Origin of the sequence: Paenibacillus mesophilus (genome assembly GCF_005938385.1) — a bacterium.
Classification (GTDB): Bacteria; Bacillota; Bacilli; order Paenibacillales; family NBRC-103111; genus Paenibacillus_AB; species Paenibacillus_AB mesophilus.
The window spans coordinates 184,442-207,540 of record NZ_VCRA01000012.1; the positions used below are offsets into that span (position 1 = coordinate 184,442).

General features: G+C 57.1%; 20 protein-coding genes. 14 read left to right on the plus strand and 6 right to left on the minus strand.

Going from position 1 to position 23,099, the window contains the following annotated elements; translation table 11 throughout:
• Positions 1-24 precede the first annotated feature (24 nt).
• The 7 genes from FE783_RS21715 to FE783_RS21745 all read left to right on the plus strand — a co-directional run bounded on the left by FE783_RS21715 (position 25) and on the right by FE783_RS21745 (position 8,535).
• Complete coding sequence (locus FE783_RS21715) at positions 25-1,881, plus strand: cache domain-containing sensor histidine kinase (RefSeq protein WP_138881491.1); 1,857 nt, start codon at positions 25-27, stop codon at positions 1,879-1,881.
• Entirely contained in the window at positions 1,853-3,334 is a 1,482-nt protein-coding gene (locus tag FE783_RS37655; RefSeq protein WP_158301964.1) for a response regulator, read from the plus strand. The genes FE783_RS21715 and FE783_RS37655 overlap by 29 nt, the downstream gene beginning before the upstream one ends.
• 249 nt (positions 3,335-3,583) lie before the next feature.
• Complete coding sequence (locus tag FE783_RS21725) at positions 3,584-4,444, plus strand: ABC transporter permease (protein WP_138881540.1); 861 nt, start codon at positions 3,584-3,586, stop codon at positions 4,442-4,444.
• Positions 4,438-5,298: a carbohydrate ABC transporter permease gene (locus FE783_RS21730; protein ID WP_138881492.1), complete on the plus strand. Its 861-nt coding sequence runs from the start codon at positions 4,438-4,440 to the stop codon at positions 5,296-5,298. The genes FE783_RS21725 and FE783_RS21730 overlap by 7 nt, the downstream gene beginning before the upstream one ends.
• 25 nt (positions 5,299-5,323) lie before the next feature.
• Entirely contained in the window at positions 5,324-6,853 is a 1,530-nt protein-coding gene (locus FE783_RS21735) for an extracellular solute-binding protein (protein WP_202916232.1), read from the plus strand.
• Between the two features lie 30 nt (positions 6,854-6,883).
• Positions 6,884-8,182: an FAD-dependent oxidoreductase gene (locus FE783_RS21740; RefSeq protein ID WP_138881493.1), complete on the plus strand. Its 1,299-nt coding sequence runs from the start codon at positions 6,884-6,886 to the stop codon at positions 8,180-8,182.
• 167 nt (positions 8,183-8,349) lie between these two features.
• Entirely contained in the window at positions 8,350-8,535 is a 186-nt protein-coding gene (locus tag FE783_RS21745) for a hypothetical protein (RefSeq protein WP_138881494.1), read from the plus strand.
• 175 nt (positions 8,536-8,710) lie between these two features.
• Here the strand turns inward: FE783_RS21745 and nagA are convergent, their stop codons facing one another.
• Genes nagA through FE783_RS21760 form a run of 3 tightly spaced genes read right to left on the minus strand, consistent with a single transcriptional unit; the run spans position 8,711 to position 11,474 of the window.
• Positions 8,711-9,886, minus strand: coding sequence for an N-acetylglucosamine-6-phosphate deacetylase (nagA, locus tag FE783_RS21750; RefSeq protein WP_138881495.1), 1,176 nt, complete (start codon positions 9,884-9,886; stop codon positions 8,711-8,713).
• Complete coding sequence (gene nagB / locus FE783_RS21755; protein ID WP_138881496.1) at positions 9,883-10,614, minus strand: glucosamine-6-phosphate deaminase; 732 nt, start codon at positions 10,612-10,614, stop codon at positions 9,883-9,885. Before nagB ends, nagA begins: the two co-directional genes overlap by 4 nt.
• Before the next feature lie 2 nt (positions 10,615-10,616).
• Positions 10,617-11,474 carry a MurR/RpiR family transcriptional regulator gene (locus FE783_RS21760; protein WP_138881497.1) on the minus strand — a complete coding sequence of 286 codons (858 nt, stop codon included), beginning with the start codon at positions 11,472-11,474 and terminating at the stop codon, positions 10,617-10,619.
• Between the two features lie 217 nt (positions 11,475-11,691).
• Between FE783_RS21760 and FE783_RS21765 the strand changes: the two genes are divergently transcribed.
• A complete protein-coding gene (locus FE783_RS21765; protein ID WP_138881498.1) occupies positions 11,692-12,357 on the plus strand; it encodes an HAD family hydrolase in 666 nt (221 codons plus the stop codon).
• A gap of 169 nt (positions 12,358-12,526) precedes the next feature.
• Here FE783_RS21765 and FE783_RS21770 read toward each other — a convergent pair whose 3' ends face one another.
• On the minus strand, positions 12,527-14,071 hold the full coding sequence (locus tag FE783_RS21770; protein WP_138881499.1) for an MDR family MFS transporter: 1,545 nt from the start codon (positions 14,069-14,071) through the stop codon (positions 12,527-12,529).
• A 215-nt stretch (positions 14,072-14,286) separates the two neighbouring features.
• On the opposite strand from FE783_RS21770, the gene FE783_RS21775 reads away from it, so the two are divergent.
• A complete protein-coding gene (locus FE783_RS21775) occupies positions 14,287-14,982 on the plus strand; it encodes a response regulator transcription factor (RefSeq protein WP_138881500.1) in 696 nt (231 codons plus the stop codon).
• A gap of 112 nt (positions 14,983-15,094) precedes the next feature.
• Here FE783_RS21775 and FE783_RS21780 read toward each other — a convergent pair whose 3' ends face one another.
• Together FE783_RS21780 and FE783_RS21785 are read right to left on the minus strand one after the other, a co-directional pair.
• Positions 15,095-15,379, minus strand: coding sequence for a Franean1_4349 family RiPP (locus FE783_RS21780; protein ID WP_138881501.1), 285 nt, complete (start codon positions 15,377-15,379; stop codon positions 15,095-15,097).
• Between the two features lie 142 nt (positions 15,380-15,521).
• On the minus strand, positions 15,522-15,848 hold the full coding sequence (locus tag FE783_RS21785) for a DUF2642 domain-containing protein (protein ID WP_138881502.1): 327 nt from the start codon (positions 15,846-15,848) through the stop codon (positions 15,522-15,524).
• A 176-nt stretch (positions 15,849-16,024) separates the two neighbouring features.
• Between FE783_RS21785 and FE783_RS21790 the strand changes: the two genes are divergently transcribed.
• The 5 genes from FE783_RS21790 (at position 16,025) to FE783_RS21810 (ending at position 23,085) form a co-directional block, all read left to right on the plus strand.
• Positions 16,025-17,155, plus strand: a complete 1,131-nt coding sequence (locus tag FE783_RS21790; RefSeq protein ID WP_238403188.1) for a sensor histidine kinase — start codon at positions 16,025-16,027, stop codon at positions 17,153-17,155.
• Between the two features lie 139 nt (positions 17,156-17,294).
• Positions 17,295-17,828, plus strand: a complete 534-nt coding sequence (locus tag FE783_RS21795) for a sigma-70 family RNA polymerase sigma factor (protein ID WP_238403189.1) — start codon at positions 17,295-17,297, stop codon at positions 17,826-17,828.
• Positions 17,815-18,153, plus strand: a complete 339-nt coding sequence (locus tag FE783_RS21800; protein ID WP_138881504.1) for a hypothetical protein — start codon at positions 17,815-17,817, stop codon at positions 18,151-18,153. Before FE783_RS21795 ends, FE783_RS21800 begins: the two co-directional genes overlap by 14 nt.
• Positions 18,128-20,368, plus strand: coding sequence for a hypothetical protein (locus FE783_RS21805; protein WP_138881505.1), 2,241 nt, complete (start codon positions 18,128-18,130; stop codon positions 20,366-20,368). The genes FE783_RS21800 and FE783_RS21805 overlap by 26 nt, the downstream gene beginning before the upstream one ends.
• A gap of 341 nt (positions 20,369-20,709) precedes the next feature.
• On the plus strand, positions 20,710-23,085 hold the full coding sequence (locus tag FE783_RS21810; protein ID WP_138881506.1) for a TPM domain-containing protein: 2,376 nt from the start codon (positions 20,710-20,712) through the stop codon (positions 23,083-23,085).
• Positions 23,086-23,099: the final 14 nt, after the last annotated feature.

Below are 23,099 nucleotides of genomic sequence, written 5' to 3' on the forward strand. Positions count from 1 at the left end.
TTTTTTCTTTCCAGGCGGCTTATAATGGGAACTACTTTTGGTTACGCTTTCACAAACGACGCCTTGAAGACGACGGAGGTGCGCTTCATGAAAGACACAATCGGCTTCTTTGCTTTCTCCTCGCTAAAAAACCGGCTGTTTCTCGTATTTCTGCTGCTTATTCTGCTGCCTTATTCGTTTCTTCATTTCCAGAGCGTCTCCCGGATCGAAACTTCCTTCACCCAGCAAATCATCCGCCAAAACACGGATCAGCTCGAGCAGCTGAAGCTCGCGTTCGAAGATATGCGCATCACCGCGTTTCGGATCGCCCTCCGGCTGGAAAAAGATCCGGCCGTCGCCGATCTTCTGATCGGAAATACGTCTCTCGGAGCTGAGGAGCGGCACAAACGGATGGAAGACTTGTGGAACGGGATCCGGAGCAATACGCTCCCGTCTCCTTTCGTCTATTACTCCATCATGGATCGGAACGGGATGGCCTATACGTCGTATGCCCCGAACAAACCGCTCAGCTACGAGCTTCAGTTGGCCAAGCCGGAGCTCGCGGAGCTGAAGGCCGGCAAACTATCGTACCTGTGGACGCCGAAGGAGGAGTCCGATCTGCAGCCGGAGGTCAGCAAAAGCCCCCGTCTGCTTACGCTATACTCCTCCTTCCGCGGCGGCGGCGGGGAACCAATCGGATTGATCCGCATCAGCATCGATTTCCAGGCATGGCTTTCGTCCATGGCGAGAAGCTTTCCGATCACGCAAGATTTTTATTTGCTGGACGATGCCGGCGGGATACTCGGCGGGACCGGCTCTCCGACGGAACCGGCGCTTCTATCGGAGAGCCGCGGCGAAGCGGGCTACGCGGAAAGCTCGCACCGGATCGAAGGCTCCTACTTGTACAATTCGATGCCGATTCCGGCAATGGGCTGGACGCTTGCGAGCCGTTTTCCGCTCCATCTGTTTTTCGGAGATATCGCGGAGGTGAAGCAGCGCGTGTTTACGACGTTTCTTGCGTTCACGCTCCTGTTCGTCATCATCACCTTCTTGATCTTGTCTACGCTGACCCGGCCGCTCAGGCTGCTGCAGAAAAAAATGTCCGAGGTTGCGGATAAGCAGTTGATGATCCACCTGTCGACCGGATCGTACAAAGGCGAGGTGCTCGCCTTGGCGAAGGCGTTTAATCAGATGGTCAGCGATCTGCACGCGCTGCTTCGCCGGCTGAAGGCCGAGGAACGGCAGAAGGAAGCGGTCCGCTTCCAGATGCTGCTGTCCCAGATGAATCCCCATTTTCTGCTCAACACGCTAAATGTGGTGAAATGGAACGTTCTCGGCAAAGGGGACGAGCAGACGGCCGCGCTATGCGTATCGCTCGGCAAGCTGCTGGAAACAAGCTTGAACGAGGAGACCGATCTGATCCATCTGCAGGAGGAGAGAGAGCTTACGGAGGCGTACGTGTCGATTCAGTCGTTCCGCTACGATCAGAAGTTCGAGATCCGCTGGGAGTGCGACGAACATCTCGACTATGCGCTCGTTCCGAAGCTCAGTCTGCAGCCGCTTGTGGAAAACGCGATTTTTCACGGCTTGTCGCAAAAAGAACGCGAAGGCGCGATCTGGATCAGGGCGTATGCCGAAGGCGGACGCTGCTGCCTGGAGGTGGAGGACAACGGCGTCGGATGGAACCCGGCGGCATCTCAGAGTGCGGCACGCAAAAGGAAAAGCATCGGACTGAGAAACGTCAAGGAACGGCTGGAGCTTCTGTTCAAGCAGGAAGCGGCTTTGGAAATTCATCCGCTTGCCGAAGGAACGCGGGTCCGCCTCTTATTTCCGCTGCTCGTCGCGGCGCCATATTCCGATGGAGGGGATAGCGATGTGGAAAGTGCTGCTCGTGGAGGATGAAGCATTCGTTCGGCGTTCGCTCAAGCAGTTGATCCGCTGGGAAGATATGGGCTTCACGATTTCGGGGGAGGCCGGCGACGGCCGGGAAGCGCTCGAGATGATGCGGAACCGACAGCCGGACCTTGTCATAGCGGATATTATGATGCCGGTCATGGACGGGATCGAGCTGATGAAGCAGGCGCGGGCCGAAGGGGTGGAATCCGCATTCGTCGTCCTGACCTGCATGAACGAATTCGAGTATGCCCGCCAAGCTCTGGAGCTCGGAGCTTCCGGCTATTTGCTCAAGCTGTCGATGAACGTGCAATCGCTCGCGGAAGCGTTGTCCAAAGTGAAGAAGGAGCTGACGCGGAACATGCAGGCGAGATCGCAACGGGTATCGCCGCCGTTCCAGCGCCTGTACCGCGATACGTGGCAATCCATATTCGGCGGCGCGCCCGGGGGAGGGGAAGCGGGCGGCTTCGATGCCGCAGGGCCAGACGAGGGGTTTGCGACCGTTTGGATCGGATCGTTTCTGCACGGCCCGGACCGGTTTGCCGTTGACGATATCCAGCATTTCGTTCCGGCGACTCCGGGCAGCGGGACCGTGATGCACTGCTTCACTTATTTCGGACAAACGACCGTATTCGTCTGGAATCCGGCAGACGACCGGGCGTGGAATAAGGCGGACGGATCGCCGCCATGGCCGGCGTCGTTCTCCGGTGTTGTAGACAGCCGGGAAATGCGCTCCGTTTGGAGCCGAGTGCTGCGGGCTTTGGACCTTGCCTGGTACGAAGGCCGATCCGGCGTTATTCCGATCGGCGGCACGGCCGAACCATATGCCGGCGAGCCCGATTCGTTGACATGGAGAACCGAGAGGGAATGGATACACAGCTTCGAGCAGCGAAGACTGGACGAATTCCGCGACCGGCTGCGCGACGGCTGGAACGTTATCGCGAAACGCCGTACGCCGATGGCGGTCGTGAAGGAGACGGCGATCCGGATCGACCGGATCCTGTCGCGTATTACCGGCCTAAACGGCACGGCCGACGAGGAGCTGGCCGCATGCACATCCCATGAGGGGCTTGCCCGGCTGCTTCTGTCCAACGCCGACCGGTATGCCGAGCGATGGGCTTCCCATGCGCACCCGATTACCGGCCATCCCGAGATCGACAAAGCGCTCGGCCATATTCACCGGCATTCGCACGAGGATGTGACGCTGAAGTCGGTCGCCGCGCTGGTCGCGATGGATGAAGCGTACTTCAGCGGGTTGTTCAAGAAGAAGACCGGCGTTACGCTCATCCATTACGTCCAGCAGGTGAGGATCAATCAGGCCAAAGGACTGCTCGAGCAGACGGAGCTTGCGATCGGCGAGGTGGGCGAGAGAGTCGGCTTCCCCAATACAAACTATTTCATCAAAATTTTCAAGAGGTGGACGGGACGGACGCCGAACGAATACCGGACCGGCGGGCGGTAGAAGCCGCCCCCTCCCGAGAACAAAAATTTGTTCTATCACATCACCAAATATGTTCCTTATATGGACAGCTCCGGGGTGGTATCGTTGTAGTACGGCCGAATTCAGTAAGCGGTTACAAACTCGGAGGAGAGGATGTGAGAACAAGTGCAGCCACAATCCTTGGATGCGGAACGGTCCGTTTCGCCGGCAGCTCGCGTACGGCTGCAGAGGCGGTTAAGAGCGTTTTGGGCGTACAAAGAATTTTATTTGATGCTGCTGCCCGGCGTCCTGTATTACTTGGTGTACAAATACGTGCCGATGTACGGGGTCGTGATCGCGTTCAAAGATTACGACATGATGGAAGGCATTCTCGGCAGCCCTTGGGCCGATCCGTGGTTCAAATATTTTCAGCAGTTTTACGAGTCGCCGTACTTTGCCCAGCTGTTGACCAACACATTCCTTATCAGCGTATACAAGCTCATTTTCGGCATGGTGCCGCCGATCCTTCTGGCGATCCTGCTGAACGAGTGCAAAGTACGCTGGTTCCGGTCGCTGATCCAGACGCTGAGCTACATGCCGCATTTTTTGTCCTGGGTCATCATATACGGCATCCTGCTCATGTTCCTGTCGCAGGATTCGGGTATCGTCAACCGCTGGCTTGTCGATTCCGGCTTCAAGGCGGTGCCGTTTCTCACCTCGACCGAATGGTTCCGCAGCGTCCTGGTCGGTTCGGAAATATGGCAAAACCTCGGGTGGGGGGCAATCATCTACTTGGCCGCGATAGCGGGCATCGATCCGACGCTCTACGAAGCGGGGAAGGTCGACGGCGCTAGCCGGCTCAGCATGGTGTGGCATATTACGCTGCCGGGCATCCGCCACGTGATCGTCCTGCTCCTGATCCTGCGGCTCGGCCATATGCTGGATGCGGGCTTCGAGCAAATTTACATTTTGTACAACGTTCACGTGTATCCGGTCGCCGATATTCTCGATACTTGGGTGTTCCGGACCGGGCTCCAGCAATGGAACTATAGTCTCGCTTCCGCGGTCGGCTTGTTCAAATCGATGATAGGACTAGTCCTAGTCTACATTTCCAATACGTTGGCGAAGCGATGGGGGGAGAGCATATGGTGAGAAACGCCGGGGACAAATGGTTTGTCGGTTCGAGCTACGCGCTGCTGGCGCTTGTCGGCCTGGCGGCGGTCGTTCCTCTCCTGTATGTGTTCTCGGTTTCGCTGACCCCTTTCGCGGAAGTGCTCAAGCACGGCGGCTACGTGCTCATCCCGAAAGAGCTGACGTTCAATGCCTACAAGAAGCTGATCGGCACGTCCACGATTCCGCGCTCGCTGCTCGTCACCGTATACATTACCGTAGTCGGGACGACGATCAACCTGATCCTGACGTCGCTGATCGCATACCCGCTCAGCCGCAAGCAGCTGCCGGGAAGACGCTTCTTCCTGCTGATGGTCGTATTCACGCTGCTGTTCAGCGGCGGCATCATACCGACGTACCTGGTCGTCAAGGCGACGGGGCTGATCGACAGCTTATGGGCGCTCATTTTGCCGACCGCCGTCTCGAGCTTCAACGTGCTGATTATGAAAAGCTTCTTCGAGCAGCTGCCCGAAGAGCTGTTCGAATCGGCGCGAATCGACGGAGCCAAAGAATTCCTCATCCTGTTCCGGCTCGTCGTACCGCTGTCGCTGCCCGTCATGATTACGGTCGGACTGTTCTACGCGGTAGGCCATTGGAACTCCTTCTTCAGCGCGATCATGTATGTGACCGACCGCTCGCTGTTTCCGCTGCAGGTTGTCGTCCGCGAAATATTGATGCTGACACAGCAACCCCTCGAGAACGCGGAGGACCAGGTTCCGACCGTCACGATGCAGATGGCCGCCGTCGTTTTTGCCAGCTTGCCGGTGCTTGTCATTTATCCGTTTTTGCAGAAGCATTTTACGAAAGGCATGCTGCTCGGCTCGATTAAAGGTTGATACCATGAGAAAGAAGGGGAACGGTATGAACGGAAGAAAGCTTTGGGTTCCGCTTGGAATGACGACTGTGCTGTTGGCCGGCTCGGTTTTGTCCGGCTGCGGTTCGGACAACGCATCGAACGGAAGCGGGAAGGGCGATGCCGCCTCGGGAGGGGCGCCGGTCAAGCTGCAGATGGCGATGGCCGCGTCCGGACTGCCCGCACCGGATGCCGACGATATCAAGAAGACGATCGACAAGAAGCTGAACGTCGATCTTCAGCTGACCGCAATCGCATCAGGCGACGATTACAAGAGCCAGATCCGGGTTCGCCTGTCCGGGGGTAACTTTCCTGATCTATTCTCGGTCGATTTCTCCGATGTGAAGGAATTCGCCGACAAGGGGCTGCTGCTCGATCTGACGCCGTACATGGATAAGGAATTGAAAGGCGCGAAAGACTTTGTAGTCGGACAGTCGCCGAATATATTGAAGAAGGTGACCGTGAACGGCAAAATGTATGCGGTTCCGCGTACCGGCGACGTTCCGTTCTCCTCGATGTGGGTGCGCAAAGATTGGCTGGATAAGCTTAGCTTGAAGGTGCCGACCAATCTGGACGAATTTATGGCGGTCGCGAAAGCGTTCACCGAACAAGATCCGGACGGCAACGGCAAGAAGGACACGTACGGCATTACGGGCGCCAAGCTTGACGGCTTCGCCACGATTTTCGGCTCGTACGGCGTCGGCCTTCCCGGCACGTTCTACCAGAAGGACGGCAAGGTGATGAATGCTTATTACGATCCCGCCATGCCGGAAGCGCTCAAATATATCAAATCGCTGTTCGATGCGGGCGTAGTCGATCCCGAGATTATGACGAACAAAGGCAACGTCGAAGTGCAGAAGGCGTTTCAGGGCAAAGCCGGCCTCATCTTCAAAGGCTGGACCGATATCGCCAAGGACGAATTCGTCGCGCAGTACAAGGCGATCAATCCGAAGGCGGATTGGGTGCAGATGAACCCGGTGAAAGGACCGGGCGGCCAATATGACGGCTCCTACGACTACGATCGTCCGTCCCGCTACTGGGTCATTCCGAAGGCGCTCGAGAAAGATAAGGCGAAGCTGCAAAAGGTGTTCGACCTGATCAACTACGTGTCCGGCAAGGAAGGCAACACGCTCGTCATGTACGGGCTCGAGAACAAGCACTACAACATGAAGAACGGCAAGCTCGAGCCGACCGAGCTGATGGCGAAGGAAGGCAACTACTTCAACCTGTATCAAATTACCGGCCGTCCGAACAAAGAATATTTGGCGATCAAATTCCCGAACCAGGCCGCCGCTACCGAGTTCGCGATCAAAACTCCGCGTATCTCTTCCTTCGACAGCTCGGTCATTCCGCCGACCGGCTTCAACAAAGCGGACGCCGACCGGTTCGCGGAAGAAGAAATGATCAAGTTCGTGACGGGCAAACGTCCGATCGGCGAATACGGCGATTTCCTCAAGACGTTGGAAACGACGTTCAAATACAAAACGTATGTCGACGAGGGTGCGAAACAAATCAAAGAGCAAGGCTTCGTGAAGTAACCGGGCGAAGCTATATCGGGAGGAGATCGAATGGGCAAGCAAACTTATGACGTCCTTGTGGCCGGCGGCGGTCCGAGCGGCATCGCGGCTGCAGTAGCGGCGGCAAGGCTCGGGGCGGATACGCTTCTGGTCGAGCGGTACGGTTTTCTGGGCGGTGCGGGAACGGCGATGATGGTGAATCCGTGGATGTCTTATTGGGCCTCCGGCGGCAGCAACGTACAGCTCATATTCGGCGTGCTGCAGGAGCTGATCGACCGGATGACCGAGATGGGGATGTATGGCCATCCGAAGCAGCGAACCGCGTTCGACCCGGAAGCGTTGAAGGTTGCGGCGGAGCAGCTGTGCCGGGAGGCGGGCGTCAAGCTGCTGTACCACTCCTTCCTCGGCGAAGCGGTCATGGAGGAGTCGGGGACGCGGATCGCTGCGGTCAAGTTCGCCAACAAAGCCGGACTCGTCGAGATGAAGGCGAATCTATACGTCGATGCGACCGGCGATGCCGACCTGGCCGCACTCGCCGGGGCCGAAGTCGAGAAGGGGCGTGAGGTCGACAGCCTGAGCCAGCCGATGACGCTTAACTTCCGGATGGCGAACGTCGACGTGGACCGTCTGCCGTCGCGGGCGGCGATTACCGAGCTGTACAAGGAAGCGAAGCGGCGGGGCGACATCCAATGCCCGCGCGAGGACGTGCTGTGGTTTTACGCGAACCAGCCCGGCGTCATCCATTTCAATACGACCCGGGTCGTCCGCAAGGACGCGACGAATCCGTGGGAGCTGACGGAAGCGGAGATCGAAGGGCGGCGCCAGGTGCAGCAGCTTGTCGCCTTCCTGAAGGCCGAGGTGGCGGGCTTCGAGGAGGCATATTTGCAGACGACCGCTCCCCAGATCGGGGTGCGGGAATCCCGCCGGGTCGTCGGCGAATACAGACTGACCGCGGAAGAACTGCTCGCCTCGTGCCGCTTCGAAGACGTCATCGCCCGGGGCTCTTACCCGGTCGATATTCACAACCCGGACGGCGAGGGCACGATATTGAAGCATTTGCCGCAAGGGGAATGGTACGACATCCCGTTCCGGGCGCTCGTGCCGAAGAAAATCGAGAACTTGCTCATCGGCGGCCGTCCGATCTCGGCCACGCATGAAGCGCATTCGGCGATCCGGGTGCAGCCGATCGCGATGGCGATCGGGCAAGCGGCCGGTACGGCTGCGGCGCTGTGCGCGACCGGGCAAGTGAAGCCGCGCGAGCTCGATGTCCGCCAGGTGCAGGAGGCGCTCACCCGGCAGGGTGCGGTGCTCGGTTTATCCGGAGACGCTGTCCCCGGAGCGGCGGGATAATAGAAGAAACGACAGGGACTGCCCGTATGCGATTCTTCGTGGCGGTCTCTTTCTTTTAGTTGCGAGATTTGGGAATGAGAGGGCGATATGATGGGTCTTTATGTCCAAGCATCCGACGACGAACCTGCATACACTGGCAGTATCTAACGGACGGGAGGTGGAGATCCATGGACAAACAGCTCCTTTCTTACGTCGGAGGCATTCTGGGCGGATATGTGCTTACGGAATTGCCCTTAAGCGGCACGTTCTTGTCCGGCGTTGAACAAATCATTGACGGCGTAGGCGTTCTTTCTATGATCCTGTTCTCGGGCACGCTTATTTACAAAGGCATCAAAACGTTGTGGGGCAAGTAATGTAGATGTAGTCGACCATAGTGACAACATAGAAAGGCGGCCGAATGGAATCATCCATCCGGTCGTCTTTTCTTTTCGCCGATCCTGTTATTTTCATATCTGGCGGGGAATAGTAAAAGAAAAGAAGGACCGAGAGCCGTTATGGCTTCGGTCCTTACAGGCTCTTCCGGGTGGATTATCCCCGGAACGGCTCGATTTCGTTGCCGAGCACCCAGATGCGCTGCAGCGCAAGGTCGGGGCTGACAAGCAAAACATCGGCCTGCTTGCCGGCTTCGAGACTGCCCGTCCTCTCGAAAATGCCGAGCTGGCGGGCCGGGTTGCCGCTCATATAGCGGCTGGCTTGCGGTACGGTTACGCCGACCTTGTCCGTGACGTAGCGGAGCGCGCCGATCATCGTCAGCGTGCTGCCGGCCAAGCTGTTGCCTTCCTTCAGCGTGGCGACGCCGCCGCTCACGTTGACCGCCAAGCCGCCCAAATCATAGATGCCGTCTTCCAAGCCTGCGGCCGACATGGCGTCGGTAATCATGATCAGATTGTCTTCCGTCTTCGTCTTCGTCAACAGACGGATGCAGGCCGGATGCACATGATGGCCGTCCGCAATAATTTCCGCGCGGATGCGGTCGTCGCTCATGACGGCGCCCACGGTGCCGGGATTGCGGTGATGCAGTCCGGTCATCGCATTGAACGTATGCACCGCTTGGTTGAGTCCCGCATCGGCGGCGGCGATCACCTGATCATAGGTAGCGTCCGTATGGGCCGCGGCGGCATTGATGCCGTTTTGGCGGAGCCAGGATATGAGCTCGAGAGCGCCTTCCGTCTCGGGGGCGAGCGACAGCTGAAGGATCAGGCCGGGATGCTTCGCAACCCATTCCTCGAGCCATTCTTTTTGCGGAGGCACGATGTAGGCCGGGTTTTGCGCGCCTTTATATTTTACGTTGATGAAAGGCCCTTCCAGATGGACGCCGACCACTTGCGCGTATGGCATGGCGCCCGCACGGTAATCGTCCACGACGTCCAATACTTTCGCCAAATGATCCTTCGGTCCGGTCAGCGTCGTTGCCACGATCGACGTGGTTCCGTGTCCGGCGTGGAACTTCGTAATCGTATCGAGCGATTCCCGGCTCGCATCCATGAAGTCGGCCCCGTATCCGCCATGCACGTGCACATCGACGAAGCCGGGCAACACCCAGCCGCCTTTGGCGTCGATCGTCTCCGCACTTGTCGCCTCGATTTCGGACGCTGTACGGCCGATCGACTCGATTTTTCCACCGGCAAGAACGATGAAGCCGCCTTCGATCACTTCGTTTTCGGTTACGATGTTTGCATTCGTTATGATTACTTTTCCGTTCATGCGTTTAAGAGCCTCCCGGATGCGGTGTCCAGCAAGACGACGACGTGTGGATGGGTTTGCAGCAGGGATGCCGGGCATTCGGTCGTGATCGGACCGGTAAGAGCCTTATGCACGATTTCCGCTTTGTCCGCGCCGCGCACGACGAGCAGAATCATTTTGGCTTTCAAGATCGTGCCTACGCCCATCGTGAGCGCATGCGTCGGCACTTCGTCGATCGAATCGAAGAAGCGGGCGTTCGCTTCGCGCGTTTCGTCCTTCAGCTTGACGATGTGCGTGCCGCTGACGAGCGCGTGGTCCGGCTCGTTGAAGCCGATATGGCCGTTATGGCCGAGGCCGAGCAGCTGCAGGTCGATTTGCTTGGCGTCTTCCAGATGCTGATTGTATTTGGCGCACTCCTGCTCCAAATCGGCGGCGTTGCCGTTCGGAATGTGCGTACGCTCGGGTGACAAGTCGACATGCCCGAACAGATGGTGCTTCATGTAAGCGTGATAGCTCTCCGGGTGATCTTCCGGAATGCCGACATACTCGTCCAGATTGAACGTCGTAACCGATTTGAAGCTGACCATTCCTTTGCGGTACGTTTTGACGATTTCTTCGTAAATGCCGACCGGGGTTCCTCCCGTGGCCAAGCCGAGCACGGCTCTCGGATTCGTCTGTACGAGCCCGGTAATGATGCCGGCGCCCGCTTCGTTCAATTCTTCATTGGAGCGGAATGTTAAAATGTTCATGACTATCTCCCTTTTTCTTTGCGGTATTTTTTGACCATCTGGTAGGAAAGCTCCAGCTTCGGCACGTAGTCGTCGAACGATTCGCTGATAAGGCCGGTAAACAAAATGTCGATGACGTGCAGCTGCGCGATCCGCGACGCCATATCGCCGCGGCGCATGCCCTCCTCGAGCGACGAAGTGTACAGCGGGATGTCCGCGAGGGCGGAAAGCGTGTTCGGTCCGAACTTGGTCAGCGACACGGTCGTCGCTCCGCGCTCCTTGGCGCACCGCAGCGCATCGATCGTTTCCGGCGTTTCGCCCGAATAGGAGATGGCGAAGGCGGTATCTCCTTCACTTAGGCCCGAGGCCGAAGTAATCTGCATATGCGGGTCGGAGAAGGCGGTCGCTTTCTTGCCGATCCGGATCAGCTTCTGGTAGAAGTCCTGCGCCACTACACCGGAGGTGGCCACTCCGTAAATATCAATTTGACCGGCGCCGCGAAGCGCGCCGAGAGCTTGCTCGAGCTGCTTCGGATCGAGCAGGCGGGATGTATCGGATATGGAGCGGATATGGTTCGCTTCCATGGCGGCGACTATGCTTTCCAGCGTGTTGCCGGCGACGATGTCCTGGTACGACTCGGCCGTCGGCTGCAGGGCGAGCTCGGTAGCCAGCTGCATTTTCAAGCCCGAGAAGCCCCCGGCGTGAAAGTTTTTGCAGAACCGGGACACGGTCGCGGCGCTCGTCTGGGATTGGTCGGCCAGCTCCGTTATGCCGAGGCGCACGACGAGCTGCGGATGATCGGCTATAAAAGCGGCAAGCGCCTGCTCCTTCGGGTTCAAGTTCGGCATTTGCTCGCGGATCGATCTCAATAAATCGGACATGACGGCGGCTCCTCACCTCTTTTGCCGACGAAAATAATTTTTGTATATTTTTATTCTACATGAAAATGATTTTCTTTGCTAGTAGGGAACGATACGGCCGCGGAAAGACCGGCACCCGCCCGGCAATCGGGTACGACTGCATTGACATAACGCCCCGATCATGCTTTGATAGTTATTATTTCCTTAAATAGACGATTGCAAAAGGAGACTGTCAACCATGAAACGAGCTTGTCCGGAAGCGATGCTGTTCGATCTCGACGGAACGTTGTTCCAGACGGAAACGCTGCTGCTTCCCGCCTACGACGCTGCGTTCGAGCAAATGAACCGGGAAGGAAGCTACACCAAAGGAACGCCGCCGAAGGAGCTCATCCTGAGCAGTCTCGGCATGCTGCTCGAGCACATTTGGGCAAGGGTGCTCCCGGATGCCGATGAACAAGTACGCCGCCGTGCGGACGAGCTGCTGCTGCATCATCAGGTGGAAGGGTTGAAGCGGGGGGACGGAACGTTTTACCCCGGGGTGCAACAAACGCTGCGGGCGCTTCATGCAAAAGGGGTCAAATTGTTTGTGGCGAGCAATGGGCTCGAACAATATGTAAAGGATGTTATCGGGCTGAAAGGGTTGGGTGAGCTGTTTACCGGACTGTACAGTGCGGGAGAATACCAAACCCGCTCCAAAGTCGATCTGGTCAAGCTGCTGCTCGAGCATCACGGGATCAAGTCGGCGTGGATGGTCGGCGACCGCTCGTCCGACGTCGAGGCGGGCAAAGGCAACGGCCTGCCCGTCGTAGGCTGCAAGTACGCCCAATTCGGCAAGGACAGCGAGCTGGAAGGCGCGGATATGATCATTACGGATTTTGCGCAAATACTCGAGCTGGTGGAGTAGGGGAAAGTTATCGTAACAATGACGAAAGGGGCATCTTCGGATGCCCTTTTCGTATGCGTTAAGCGTTTAATGCCCTATAGAAGAAAATAACAGCGTATGCCAACTCTTAGCAAAAAAACAGCCTGTGAGTGAGCATCTCGCTCTCGCACAGGCTGTCATTATTATTACGTTACATATGACCCACAGGGCCCGGCTCCAGGTTTCCGTTTTCCTTAGCGGTTTTGGACGGAAGCTCCATTCTCGCCTTGCCGAGCATCAAGACGAAGACGAGGCCGACGGCGATGATCAGGATGGACGCCAGGAATAAATACGAAATCGAACCGGCCAAAGCCTTTGTGGCGCTTTGAACGACTTCCGGCGGCAGCGTGTTTCGTACTTGCGGAATGAGCAGCGCCTTCGGATCGGAAAATTGTGCGGCTTGCGCCGGGTCTGGGAACACCGACTCGATCCGCGACTTATAGTCGACCTTCTGCAGTACCCCGAGCACGGTGACGCCGAGCGCCGAGCCGATCGTCCGGAAGAACGTAATGAGCGAGATGGCCGCCCCTTTATATTGTCCGGGCAATCCGTGCAGCACGGAAATGTTCAGCACGACGAAGTTGACGCCGATGCCGAGTCCGACGAGCACCATGTAGAGCGTAACGGTCCAGCGGGGCGTGTCCACGGTCATCGTCCCGAGCAGCGCCATCGCTCCGGCCAAAATGATCGTCGAGATCAGCATAATGTTCCGATACGACATTTTGTTGACCATCGGACCGCCGAGCACGCTACTCGCGACAACCGCAAGCATCATCGGGGTCAGCGTCTGGCCGGCCGCGCTCGCGGATTCGCCGTAGACGCCCTGAATGAATAGCGGAATATACGTCGCTCCGGACACCATAATAATGCCGTACAGAAAGCCGATTGCCTGACTGGCCGTGAACAGCCGGTTTTTGAACAGCTTCAGTTCGACGATCGGATCGGCCGTCTTGCGTTCGGCCGCAAGGAACAGCGCGAAACAGACGACGAATAGGGCGAACAGGCCGATAATTTGCCACGATCCCCAAGCGTACGTGTCCGAGCCGGCGAGCTCGATTGCGAACATGAAGCTGAGTATGGCGGTGACGAGCGTAGTGGCGCCGGCCCAATCGATCTTCTGCTTGCGGTGGGCGGCTTTCTCGCGATAGCCGAAATGCATGAGCGCAATGGCGACCAGGCCGATAGGCAAATTGATGTAGAACACCCAGCGCCAATCGATATAGTCGGTAATGTAAGCGCCCAGTGCAGGGCCGAACACGCTGGACAGCCCGAAGACGGCACCGAACAAGCCGTTCATCTTGCCGCGCTTCTCCGGCGGGAAAATATCGAAGATGACGGCGAAAGCGATCGGCATCAAAGCGCCGCCGCCGATCCCCTGAATCGCCCGGTAAACGATCAGCTCCGTCATGCTGCCGGCGATGCCGCAAAGCACCGAACCGATCAGGAACAGAACAAGCCCGAGCTGAAAAAACAATTTCCGGCCATAAATGTCGGATAGCTTGCCGAATATGGGCGTGGCCACGACGGTAGCGATCATGTAGGCGGAGAACACCCACACGTAATGCTCGAAGCCGCCGAGCTCCGTAATGACCGTAGGCATTGCCGTGGAGACGATCGTCTGGTCGAGCGCCCCGACGAACATGCCGAGGAGCAGGCCGGCCACGACCCAGTTGATTTTCGTTTGATTGCGGTCCATACATTCACCTCTTGGAATTAAAAGGAATTCAAAAAACGGTTCGAACTCTTACTATAATTCAATTGTTGCCCGGAATCCATATAAATTTCCGTTAAAATAAAAAATTACCCGCTTGCGCGTCCGGCAGGCAAGCCGAATCGAAGTGCGGTTGCCGCTGGCAATATTTATGGATTATGATAGCAGGGGGGCATTGAGCGGAAAGGAAGGCAAGCGGAGTGAACGAAACGATTCTTATTGTCGACGACGATCAGGCGATAGCCAATCTGATAGAGATTTATTTGCTCAACGAAGGCTACGAGGTCATTAAAGCCTGCAACGGCCGGGAAGCGCTCGATCTGCTGAAGCGCAAAGATCCGCGGCTCGTCATTCTGGACATTATGATGCCCGGTCTGGACGGGTTGGAGGTATGCCGGCAAATTCGGGCGGATCAGACCGTTCCGATTTTGATGCTTAGCGCGAAAACCGAAGATATGGATAAAATTATGGGTCTGATGAGCGGTGCGGACGACTACATGGCGAAGCCGTTCAATCCGCTGGAGCTGCTCGCCCGGGTGCGTTCTCTCATACGCCGCGCCTACGGGCTGAATGTAAGAGCGAATAAAGCGCGCAGCGCGAACGTTATGTCGTTCGACTCTCTCGAGATCGATAAGGCGACCCACAGCGTAACGATGGACGGCAAGCCGATCCATCTCACCTCGATCGAATTCGGCATCCTCTACATGCTGGCGAGCCAGCCCGGACGCGTATTCAGCGCCGAGCTCATCTACGAGCACGTGTGGAACGAGCCGTATTCTCCCACCTTTACGACGGTCATGGTTCATATCAGCAAGCTGAGGGACAAGCTGGAGAAGGATTCGGGGCAGAAATGGATTCATACGGTGTGGGGGGTAGGCTATAAGTTTGACCGGTAAGCAGCGTATGCCAAGAAGACAACAAAATAGCCGAAAGACGTCTGTCTTCGACTCGCTCACAGCCTATATAGAAAGACCTCCGATAATGGAGGTCCGTCAGTACCGCAAACGATTAACGGAAAGCGGAGACGGTCTTTAGTCCCGCACTGTCCATCATGTTATTGGGCATGATTGCCGAGCCGATAGTGCTCGGAGCACCCCACATTTTGCTCACCCGCTCTTCAAGCTCTTCTTCGCTGAGTCCGAGGTCGACGTTCTTGACGGCCTCGAGTTCCTCTTCCGACAACTGGAATCCTGCCGATTGGATAGCTTCTTCCGGATTTGCGATTAACTGTTGGCGGAACTGGTCGTCCTTCAGCGCATGCGCGACCAGCTTCGTCAAATCTTGTACGGCCATGGGAAAACCTCCTTATAATTGGATAAAATCGTAATCATCTTACTAAGCGGATCTTACAGAAACTTTACAGTAAGGGTGGCTTAAGGAATCATTTGATAATAATGAACAAAAAAGAGCCGGACATGGAATCCGGCCCGGCTTCTTATTTTTTTGATTCGGCTTTCTCGAAATACACGATTTCGCCCAGCCGAATGTGAAGCTTTTTTCCATGGGACTCCAGTGTTACATGATCGATGAATACATCTTCTAGCATGCCTTCGAGCTTGCCGGCGGTTGTTACAATGCAGACCTTTTGTCCTTTGTGCATCGTCAGATGCTCGATCATTTTCGGTTCTACACTTGTAATATACATAACATTTTTAGGTAATGCGCCACTATCTCTCGGCTGCTCGGGCTCGTTTCGGTAATAGGGTTGATTGGGAATAGGGGCATAAGCCTGAGAATAGCCGTAATACAAGGATCTGTTCACGTTATTGTTGCTCCTTTGCCATAGGTGGTAAACTCTTCTACACGATATGATAAATACCCATTTCTTGTGACAAATGATCAGTTACGGTGTTTCTGTCACCCTGTCGGCAATATACATGATTCATTGGAACTCTAAAAAACGTTGTGGCATAATGGGCTATGAGTCATGTCGGTCCCGTGAGAGTTGGTCGAGAGAATTTGATCGGTAAATTGTTTTACAGCCTCCGCTGGAAAATTATCGCTCTGTTCGTGATGAGCCTGGCCTTTTCGGCCTTAAGCCTGGTCGGGGTGTTCTTCGTCATATTCATCTTGAACGAGCTGAATATCCGCATCTTGTTCCAAATTGCCCGAGAGCTGGATAGCATGTTCGGAGCGCCGGTTGTCATCGTCGTGGCGGGCATTTTCTTTTTCGTCATCTACATTTTCGTGCTGAGCCGGAGGCGCATCCTGTACCTCGTGCGCATCACGAAAGCGGTGCAGCGCATCGCGAACGGGCATTTCGACGAGCGCATCCCGGTACGGTATAACGATGAGATGGGCGAGCTGGCCAGCAATTTGAACAAAATGTCCGAGCAGTTGAAAACATCGATCGAAGACGAACGCCGCGCCGAGCGGACGAAGAGCGAGCTGATCACGAACGTATCCCACGATTTGCGGACGCCGCTCACTTCCATTGCCGGTTATCTCGGGCTGATCGAGCAAGACCGTTACCGGGACGAGGTGGAGCTGCGTCATTACGTCCATATCGCCTATGAGAAATCGAAACGGCTGCAGGCGCTCATCGACGACCTGTTCGAATATACCCGCCTGACCGGAGGCGGTCTGTCGTTAAAGAAGTCGGACCTCGATCTGGTCGAGATGATCGGGCAGCTGACCGCCCAATTTCAGTACGAAATGCGGCAGGCCGGCATGGAGATCCGGCTTTCGTTCCCGAAGCACAAGGTCATGATCCAAGCCGACGGGGACAAGCTGGCGCGGGTATTGGACAACCTGCTGGCCAACGCGGTCAATTACGGCAAGGAAGGCGTCTATATCGACGTAACCGTCCGGATTCACGACAAAGAGGCCGTCGCCGAGGTGGTCAACTACGGCTATCCGATTCCGCCGCAGGACTTGCCGCACATCTTCGACCGGTTTTACCGCGTGGAAAAGTCCAGATCGGAGGATACGGGCGGCTCCGGTCTCGGCCTCGCGATTGCCAAGCAAATCATCGAGCTGCACGGCGGGTCGATACGGGCCGAGAGCGACCGGAGCCGGACCGTGTTCGAAATCAAACTGCCGCTCGGTGCGGCGAGCCCGGGCAAATAATGTGAAGGAAACCTTCGGGAGCAGCTTCCGGAGGTTTTATTATTTTTTTTGTAACTTTTCACGATTCCTGCAACCGGATTATGGGAAGCCGCATCTTGTTTAGGGGAGAGGGGGGAGCGGACTGGACGTCGTCGGGCAATTGAAGCGGCAGGACGAAGCGGCGCTGCAGGCGCTTATGGAGCAGTACGGCGATTATTTGCTCAGAACGGCCTTTCTGCTCGTCAAGGACCGTCATGCGGCGGAAGAAGCGGTGCAGGACACGTTCGTGACCGCGTATTACAAAATCGGGCAGCTGCAGAACCCGCTTAAGCTGAGAAGCTGGCTGACCCGAATCGTCGTCAACCGGTGCCGGATGCGGCAGCGGACTTGGGATTGGAGGCGGTTGTTTGCCTTTCCCCGGATGGAGCAGCTTCTCGAAGACGGTTCGGAGCCCGGTCCGGAGGAACGGCTGCTGCAGGGGCTGCGCAGCGAACGACTGACCGACGCGATTCAGCAGCTTGCGTATCCATACCGGGAAGCGATCACGCTGTACTACTTTAACGAAATGAACATTGAGGAAATATCGGAGCAGCTCGGATGCAACAAGAACACGGTCAAGGCGCGTCTCGCAAGAGGAAGAGCCCGCTTGAAGCGGATTTTGGAGGAGGGGGCGGACTACAGTGGAGACTCCTAAGGAAACGGTAAAAAAACGATTGGACGAAGAGCTCGGCAGCCTGCAGTTTACGAAAACCGACGGCGTGCTCGCCCGCACGCATCCTCGTACATGGGCCGAGCACATTCGCGCGATTTGGAACAAAGACATCGAGATTCCCGTCGTACCGAGCGGGGCGGCCGTAACCGTTCTGCTTGCGATGCTCGCCATCCATCATGCCGCGACCCCGGATCAAGAGAGCGCCGTGCCGAGAAACCGTCAGCTTGTCGAAGCAGGGGGCAATACGTATTGGAAGGATGACTTCGAGAAGGCGGTGGCGAATGCTGAAAATCAGACTAAAGGTTAAGCACCTTGTGTTGTCTATAGCTGCGGCCGGCGCTTTCGTTCCGCTGCTGACGGGCGTCATCGTCCCGCAGTCGGAACTGTACCTCACGCGCAAGCAAGCCGCGGCCGAAGACTTCAGGGGCCGGGAGGCGATCCGGGAGGCGATTGACGGCTCATGGATTACGGATAAGCAGAAATGGCGGCTTATTCGCGATTACATGATCGATTACACGCCCGACAAGCCGCGCGCCTCCGATTTCGATCTGTACGCAGGACCGGGCTTCACCCAAATGCATCATAACGGGAAAGAGAACCTGTTCGGCAGCGCCGAGAAGATCCCGTACTTGGAAAGCTATGTGGCCCGGGCCCCGGTGGACGGGTATTGGCTCGGGGCCGCGAAGCATCTCGCTTACTGCTATATGCTCGGAGGCGAGACGGAACGGGCGATCGCCGCCCTGGAGCAAGCGGCAAAACGGTTATCCGGGGAGCGGTACGCCAATATGCATCATGAGCTGGCTATGAGGGCGGCCGAAATTGCCGGGGACGCCGGGCGTCTGGAAAAGGCGGAAACGATGCTTGCTGAGCTGACATCGCGGCTCGGCGGCGGCGAGACGCAATGGAACGATAAAATCGCGGAGCTGAGAGCCCGGCTGATCGTTCGCGGCGGCGATTTGCAACAATCGCTTAAGCGCGTGCAAGCCGAGCTGGACGAAATGCAGAAGCGGCAGTCCTCCCAAGGCGATCGGATTCGTCTGGAGCAATCGATCCGGCTGCGGGAGCGGCTGGTGCTGGAGGCGGACCGGCAAGCGGCTTCGGCGTCCTCGGTTTCGGGAGCGGTCAAGCGCAGCGACGGTACTCCGCTTTCCCGAACGGGCGTTTATTTGCGGGAAGCACGCATCGTGAATCAGAGCGTTTCCGAGAACGATCCTTATCAAGCCGTGACGGACGAGAACGGGCGCTTTGCGTTCGACAGCGTCGTCCCGGGCAGCTACCAGCTTTATTTGGGACTCGATTTCGACCAGATCAGCGGCTGGACATGGCCCGTTGGCTTGGATGACTGGATCGATGTGGACGGCCGGAACGACGTGGAGCTGCCGGTCTCGCTGCAGCCTCTGATCGAGCAGCAGTCACCGGTCAACCAGACGACCGTAACCGGACCGACGATAGACTTCCAATGGCGGAAAGTAGAGGGCGCCGCCTACTATAATGTGAACGTCGGCATCGAGATCAGGCAGGGTACCGGCAGCACTTCGCTGCGTACGCATGTTACGGAGAACCGTCTTCGCATTCCGGTCGAGCAACTGTACGACCAGCAGTTCGGGCTTTCTTACGAGAAAGCCGGGGAGTGGTCAACGATCGATCCGGCAACGATACTCGGTTTTGCCGATCCCGGCACCCGTTTCTTCTGGAGCGTCGAAGCTTACGACGGGAATGACAAGCTCATTACGAGAAGCAACGGCTACCGGCTGGACGACGATTCCATCGGCAATCTTCCGTTTTTCTTCGTGCGGCAGCGAACGATGACGGATGCCGACAAGTTGACGGCGGAAGGGCGATTCGAAGAGGCCCTTGCGGCGTATAGGAAAGCGTTTGCGGACGATCCGGGCGATATTCACGCTTTGCGCATGACGAGCCGGCTGCTGTTTGCGAAAGCGGCGGTAACGGGTGACCGATCGTTCGCGGACGAGGCGCACCCTTATTTGGCCAAGCTGGCCGAGCTGTATCCTCGTCCCGGTTATGCAAGCCAGCTTATGCATTATTATTACGAGAAACGGGACTGGTCTGCATTTAACGGCATGTACGCCCTGTACACCCGGCTGTCGGAGCAGCCTCTCTCCTCCTACGAAACTTCGATTTACGCTACCGCATTGATGAAGCAAGGGAAGTATGCGGAGGCGTTAATCCCGTTCGAGAAGGCGTTGAAAGCGGACGGCAGTCACCGGTTTATCGGCAACTATATATCGGCGCTGCTCTATGTGGAACGGTCGGCGGAATCCGCCCTGCAGATGGCCGAAGCTTATCCCGAGCGCTCGTTCGGACCGCCGACCCGGGATTGGCGGCAGCTGGTGGCGTCGCTTCGAGCGGAAGCCGATGGGGCCGCCTCGTACTTCGAGGAATTGAACGGGAAGCTGGACTTGCATTTCCGGGGGCAAACGGACGATCTGCGCTCGTGGCTGGCGTCCACCGACAAGGCTGCCATGAAAGCGTTCATCCAAGCCGTCATGGGAGTGCACTAGCTTGTACTAGATGAGGCGTCGCCGGGAAACGGCGGCGCCTTTCAATTTTTCGCACGAAATGGAAAAAGTACAGTTAAAGGAGACGTTTTTCTCGATTCTCCCGTTGTTAACTGGAAAAGTTCCATCTTTTTTCTAAACTTTTGCCGAAATCGCCCGATTGCAGCGGAATTACATACATGTTTTCCAGTATAGTTTTCGTTTGCGCTTGTTACGGCCGATATTACCTGCCTATTTTCCATTTCGGCGGACCCGAAGTCTCGATCGTCTGCAGGATTTGCACATCACTGGAAGAACTTTCTTTGTTATAATTTAGGCAGGAAAGCGTACGAAAGGGGAATGAGATGAGTAAAGTCAGAACGTTGGGAATTGTTTTCATGCTGCTGCTGACGGTGACGCTTGCCCATTTGACGGCTTATGCGGCGGCATTGCCCAAGCAGACCGGGATTGTAACCGATCCGATCGGTCTTTTTACGCCGGGGGATGCGAAGAAAATCGCGGATAGCATGAAAAACCGCGGCTATGAAGTGAATGTGCTTACCGCGAGAGGATTAACCGAGAAGGCGGGGGAGCAGCTGGCGAACGACGCATACGACGGCTGGAAGCTGAAGCCGAACCAGCTGATGCTGGTTGTGACGGTCGAGCCGAACTTCGTCCATCTCGTGTACGAGAATGCGGCTCTGGAAAGCCGGGTGTCGTCGAGCGCCGCACGCAATGCGAAAGGCATCGTCGAGCGAGCCTTCGTACCGCTCGCGGGCAGCGGTAAAGTGGCCGAAGGCGTTATCGCCGTCGGAAACTATGTCAATGATCTGTCTTCGCCAGCCCCGTCGTCCGGAACGGGGAGCAAGGGAATGTCTGCCAAGACGGTGGCAGGCATTGCAATCGGTATCCTTGTTGTGCTGCTCGTGCTGCTAATGGTCAGGCAGCTGCTTTGCATGGCAAGGGCGAGAAAGCTGCTTGGCGAGGGAAAACGGGTGCTTGCGGAAGCGGAGTCCGCCATAAGCGGTCTGATCGTGTCGGATCTGCTCAAGGAATTGGAGATGGGCTTCATGCAGGGGGAGACGAAGACGCGGGTCGCTGCCCTGGAGCTGGAGGCGCTCGAGTTGCAGAAGCAGTCCCAGGAGCTGCAGGAACGGCTGGAGCAGCAGCGAGTCGCCCTCATGACCGCAGGCAAAAACGAACGCGGCGCCAGAACGGTCCGCAACGACATTCAAGCGCATGCCGAACGGGCCGGGCAAGCCCGCGCACGGCTGGAGGAGCTGCAGAAGCTATCGTCGGAAGCGAGACATTCCGTAGGACGGGTAAAGGAAAAAGCCGGCGAAGCGGGCCTTGCCGTGGAAACGCTGGGGAAGGAAACGTCCTACCCTCTATCCGTTCTGAAGCGGCAATTGGAGCAAGCGGGAACGACATTGGCGGAAGCCGATAATTTGGATGAGTTCGACTTCGTGCAGGCCGACGCTCTCGCACAGAAGGCGCAGGGCCTGTTCGATGAGCTTCAGGCTGCCGTGGAGCTGCTGAGGACGCTTGCAAAGCGTTACCCGGAATATATTCCGCGGCTTAGGTCGCGCGAGGAAGAGCTGCGCCATACGGTGCAGCGCGAACGTCTGCTGCTCAGCGACGCCGATCCGTTCCGGATTCTCCGGAGGGCGGAATCGGAACTGCCCGGGCTCGCGGCGTTTATCGAGGCGGGTGATGCAGCGGGGGCGAAGTCGTGCTCGGATGCGGTCGAGTCCGGCTTGCAAGAGGCGATCGACGTGGTGGCGGAGATGATCGCGAACCGGGATTATTCCGCCGACGTGGTGCGCGATATGGAGCATTTTCTTGGCGAAGCAATGGAGTTCGAAGCCAAGTTCGAGTCGGAGCAGTCGAAGCTCGCGGAGCGGTTTGCCGACGTTCACCTCGGGGAACAGAGTGCAAGACGGACGCAGATCAAGCAGGCGAACGAAGAGCTGGATCGTCTGCTCGCGGAAGTCCGAAGCGCGCTTGATCCGGGCGTGCAGTCGTACCGGCTTGCCCGTGACCGCAGCGAGCGGGCGAACCGGGTGCTCTCGGAGGCGCGGAATGTTCGGGAGCAATGTCTCGGTTACCGCGAAAGTCTGGAAGATGCGCTTCGTACCGCGATCGATCGTTTTGGCGAAGGCAAGCGCCGTTTCCATCAAGCGGCCGCCGATTTCCAACAGCTTCAAGTCCGGATCGATTCTCCGGATAAGATGATCGCGGATGGCGAGACGGCGATTCGGGTTATCGAGGGCGGCGTGCATAGCCGGACTGTCGACTTGTATCGGCTGGAGGAAAGGTTGCAATCGTTCGTTGCGCTGGCGGACAGCTTGTCCTCTCTGGTGGAACGCCTTGCCAGGGAGAAGGCCGAGTCCATGCGGCTTTACAGCCAACTGCACGCTGACTACACGATACGATTCGACCGGTATGGCAAAACGATCAATATGACCGGCTATACGGCGGCTTATGCCGGACTGAAGGGCGAGGTCGAACGGCTCATCGCGACGGGGCTGTTCGAGGAGGCGGCCCGGCGCATTACCGAGGGGCGGGGCATCATCGCCCAAATGGAGCAGGATTATTTGAGGCATATGGAAGAGGAGCGACGCCGGAACAACACGGGCGGAGGAGGCTCCTCGGGCGGCGGCGGGCGTTCTTCCGGCAGCGCCGGCTGGGGCGGCGGCTCGTCAGGCGGCGGGAAATCGTCAGGATCTTCGAAGTGGTAGCGGATTAACGAGAG